Below are 3961 nucleotides of genomic sequence, written 5' to 3'. Positions count from 1 at the left end.
CGGCGGCTGCGCGCGCTGCCAGCGCTTCGTCGGCCGGATGGAAATGCTTGCCAGTACGGGGCTGGCCGACGCGAAGGCGCCGCCCGAACCGCCGGGGGCCTTCGCCGCAATCATGGCGGAGGTCGATCGCAGCCCGCGTCCCGCGCCGGAAAGCGAGCAGGCGGTGCGGAGCGATCCGGAGCTGGCGGAGTTGCCCGAACCCTTGCAGGGCCTCCAGATCGGCCGATCGCGATGGGTGGCGCCGGGCCTCACCACACGGCCGATCCTGCTCACGCCCAACGGCAAACGCCGCGCCTTCCTGCTGCACGGCGAGCCGGGCGCGCGTCTCATTCAGCACACCCACACCGGCGACGAGCTGACCTGCGTGCTGAAAGGCAGTTACACCGATCACACCAGTCGCTTCGAAACCGGTGACCTGGATTTCTCCGATGAGGACGTCGAGCATGAGCTTGTCGTCACCGACGATGGCCCCTGCCTCTGCCTGATCGCGATGACCGGCGACCTCAAGCTCCTGGGCATGCTCGGCTGGCTGATCAGCCCGTTCATCCGGCTCTAGGGAGGTGCGAGCGCCCCGGAAAGTGCGCGGGATCTCGCACGGAGACGGTCCGCTCCCTCCCCCCGTTCTTGATGGGAAGACGGCTGGAGTGAAGGGCACACGCGCAAACAGCGCGAATATCGAAACCTGTACCCTCTCACCCTGATTGCATCTTAAGATGCAATCCGACCTCTACACCGGACGGGCACGTCCAGCGCGAGATCCAGCTCAAGGCCGAGGAGCCGAGCAACCTCGTCTTCGGCGGCGCCGACGGCAAGACCGTCTTCGTGTCGCAGCGGCAGAACGGCTTCATCGAATCCTTCCGAACCGACGTCGAAGGGCGCGAGCATTGCCTGCAGGAAGGTCGCTGCTGATGCCGGTGGCTCATTGGATCATTATCGCATTCTGGCTGGTCTTCATTGTCTATTGGGGGCTATCGGCGCTGAGCGCCAAGCGCAGCGTGAGGGGCACCGCATGGTGGCGCCACATGGTCATCCGGCTGGCGATCGCGGCGCTCATCATGATATCGGTGCAAATCCCCGCCATTCGCCACGCCTTGCAGGCCGCGCTGAGCGAACGCACGGGCAGCCTGCTGGTGCAGGTGATCGGTGCGTCGCTGGTCGCGCTCGGCATCAGTTTTGCGATCGCAGCGCGCGTCTCAATCGGGCGCAATTGGGGCATGCCGATGTCCCGCAAGGAGGATCCGGAACTGGTGACCGGCGGCCCCTATGCTTACGTCCGGCATCCGATCTACACCAGCATTCTTACGGCGTTGCTGGGCTCGGTGATCGGGTATGGCGTGATCTGGCTGCCGCCGCTGCTGATATCGCTTGCCTATTTCATCTACAGCGCCCGCCGCGAGGAAGCGCTGATGTGCGAACAATTTCCCACGCAATATCCAGCCTATATGCAGCGCACGAAGATGCTGCTGCCGTTCGTGTTGTGACGAACTATCAGGCTTTGCTCCGTCGGCGGCCGGCCAAGCGGGCGGAGCGAGCACGAACCGGGATCCAACCACCAAACATCACTTGGCGAATGCTGGAGCTCCAGTTCGCCTCAACACACCTGCCTGTGGCTATGGGTCCTCGCGCGCGCGTGACGACGTCCTGCCTGGATAAAACGCAACAAATACTCGGGCGCAAGGCGCCGCGGGACTATAGAGCCGTGTTCTTTGAACATCGAATCAGAGCACTATTTGCCGTAATTGCGAGCGAAGCGAAGCAATCCAGAAATCTCGCTCCAGCAACAATCTGGATTGCGTCGTCGCTTCGCTCCTCGCAATGACGACGTGGAGCGCCTAGCGTCCTTCGTACACCACCGGCGCACGTTGCACGATCACCGGCGGCAACTCTCGTTGCCAGACCCGTCCGTCGTCGAACTGAATCTGCATGCCGTCAGGCGAATAGACCGCGCTCTCGTCGCGCGCGTCGATCCAGAGTCTGCGGTTCGGCGCGTTCCAGTCCGGCCAGGCCTCGAACGATTGGCCGGTTTCCGTGGTCAGGTTCACCTCGTCGCCGTTCTGGGTCACAAATGCCGGCGCACCGATCATGCCATTCCGGCACCCTTGAACGCACGTGTAAGTCCCTGTGAGGTTGACCAATGGGCGCGCCGAGGCAGACCCCGCAACGCAGGCTGCCGCGATGCCGATCATCAGCGATATACGTCTCATTTCTATCACTCCATCGCTCGAATGAGAGGAACCAGCCCCTCAAGCCCTCGGCCTGATCAAGCGTGCTTGCGCCAAATAGTTCCGGCCACATCCAGGGCCTCGCCATGACCTGGAACCGGCTTTTTCAGCGCGAAACGGGAGAGATCGCCGTCACATCATGTCACAACGGAGTGACTGCTATTTGTTGCCAAGCGATGCGCCGCGGAAGTTCGCGACTGGAGCGCCTACTCGACCAGCACGACATCGATGGCGACGCCGAGCTCCTGCCTCCGCGATCCGACGATGATGCCGTCGACCGGCAAGACGTCGGAGAATAGCGCCCCTTGCCGAGCACGATGTGATCATTCGCGATCAGGAGATCAGGTCCGATCGAAGCCGATCCAGCCAAGCGCCTCGCCGCACCACACCGAGACCCACGCATGGTCCGCGTCGGCGCCCTGCAGCCGCTGCGGCGCGAGCAAGGGCCCGAGCAGATAGCGCGAACGTAGCGCGCGAGCCAGTTGCCCCCGCGGATCCTGCTGCCAGTTCACGAAATGATTCGCAGGGCTCACTTTGAGCGAATAGTTCAGCACCGCGGTGCGCGTGTGCGGCGCCGGGCGCAGGCGAATGGTCTGCGGACCGAACTCGACAGGCCTATCATATGTGTAGTGGGTAACGTGGTGTAGCGCGACATAGATCGACACGTAATGCAATGCTCCGGCAGCAATCTTGAGCAGAACACCGGTGATCTCGTCGATCAAGCATCAACAACGGGCAGTTTTTGCCCACGTAACATGCGCATCGAGGTTTAAATCAGTGAGAGAAGACCACTTATGATTGATTATGATTGATATATCAGGAAAATTATGCTGCTGGCCACGCGGTTGCAATGATCACGGCAGGACGCGTATCAGGTCGGGCCGGCTGGTCGATCCTCCATCATCTCGTCATCTTGTCGGATGATTGACTTACGTACTACGCCCTGCCTTTAGCTGTGGATATTTCGCCCGATCAAGCACCGATATAAGCGCTCTACGTACAATGAGGGGGCTGGAAAGCTGATTTCAATCGTCCTTCCCCGATTATATGTAAACGCCAAACCCGTGCCCGGACGCCATATTGGCCTTCTGCGGCTCTGTCGCGATGACAATTAGTTACCATTTCTTCATCCGACGGGCCTAAACGATCCAGCGTCCTACCAAATCCGGTCACCGGCCCACTGGTATACCGCCGAACTTGCTACGAATGAGCCGTCTTGATACAACCAAGACGCCATATGGGACATCGAGATTGCTATATTGCGTTTCAGAGGCTAATAGCAGCCTGTCTTAGTAGGATATCACTGCGCGTGCTCCACCCCTGCGATCGCTCGATAGCCAGGACACGCGTGCTAATTACGATCCCCCATTAGAAGGAGAATCATGTGGCCAAGGCAGCAAAGAAGGCACCGAAGAAGCTCGCACGTAAGCCGTATACGTCGGCCGATATCAAGTTGTTGAAGCAGCACTCGAAATCCAAGACTCCCGTGGCCAAGATCGCCAAGGCGATGAAGCGGACCGAAGGTTCGCTGCGCCAGAAGGCCCTCGCGCTCGGCATCGGCCTCGGCCATCAGCGCTAACGATCTGCTGCTGCTGCGGCGGCCAGCCGGCCGCCCATGCTCCCGCTTCTGAAGTTCGCACCCGTCTCGCCTGAAGAGGTGCGACGCGGACTTCGGAAGCCGAGGGCCCCACATCTTCGGGGGCTCGCAAACTTGTGATTTTGATTCGCGGCACGCGTGC

General features: G+C 60.9%; 4 protein-coding genes and 3 pseudogenes. 4 read left to right on the top strand and 3 right to left on the bottom strand.

Features of this window, described 5'->3' with window-relative positions; genetic code table 11:
* The 3 genes and pseudogenes from WA702_RS01105 to WA702_RS01095 form a co-directional block, all read left to right on the top strand.
* The coding region (locus WA702_RS01105; RefSeq protein WP_425108679.1) for a ChrR family anti-sigma-E factor at positions 1 to 556 on the top strand (556 nt) is incomplete at its 5' end.
* Between the two features lie 179 nt (positions 557 to 735).
* Positions 736 to 909: pseudogene (locus WA702_RS01100) on the top strand (SMP-30/gluconolactonase/LRE family protein); the annotation flags it as partial.
* Entirely contained in the window at positions 909 to 1481 is a 573-nt protein-coding gene (locus tag WA702_RS01095) for a methyltransferase (RefSeq protein WP_425108678.1), read from the top strand. The pseudogene WA702_RS01100 and the gene WA702_RS01095, both read left to right, overlap by 1 nt.
* Positions 1482 to 1832: 351 nt before the next feature.
* Here WA702_RS01095 and WA702_RS01090 read toward each other — a convergent pair whose 3' ends face one another.
* The 3 genes and pseudogenes from WA702_RS01090 to WA702_RS01080 all read right to left on the bottom strand — a co-directional run.
* Complete coding sequence (locus tag WA702_RS01090) at positions 1833 to 2204, bottom strand: hypothetical protein (RefSeq protein WP_425108677.1); 372 nt, start codon at positions 2202 to 2204, stop codon at positions 1833 to 1835.
* Positions 2205 to 2428: 224 nt separating this feature from the next.
* Positions 2429 to 2650, bottom strand: a pseudogene (locus WA702_RS01085) (transglutaminase family protein); the annotation flags it as partial.
* Between the two features lie 35 nt (positions 2651 to 2685).
* Positions 2686 to 2887: pseudogene (locus WA702_RS01080) on the bottom strand (transglutaminase N-terminal domain-containing protein); the annotation flags it as partial.
* A gap of 719 nt (positions 2888 to 3606) precedes the next feature.
* On the opposite strand from WA702_RS01080, the gene WA702_RS01075 reads away from it, so the two are divergent.
* Entirely contained in the window at positions 3607 to 3801 is a 195-nt protein-coding gene (locus WA702_RS01075; protein WP_425108676.1) for a hypothetical protein, read from the top strand.
* The last annotated feature ends 160 nt before the right edge of the window (positions 3802 to 3961 follow it).

Origin of the sequence: Bradyrhizobium sp., from assembly GCF_049798375.1 — a bacterium.
Lineage (GTDB): Bacteria > Pseudomonadota > Alphaproteobacteria > Rhizobiales > Xanthobacteraceae > Bradyrhizobium.
The sequence above is the reverse complement of the archived record's forward strand: the minus strand, read 5'-3'. Positions and strand labels throughout refer to the sequence as shown.

Coding starts and splice junctions, on each gene's coding strand:
- WA702_RS01095 (WP_425108678.1), top strand. CDS start 909: ATGCCGGTGGCTCATTGGATCATTATCGCATTCTGGCTGGTCTTCATT.
- WA702_RS01090 (WP_425108677.1), bottom strand. CDS start 2,204: ATGAGACGTATATCGCTGATGATCGGCATCGCGGCAGCCTGCGTTGCG.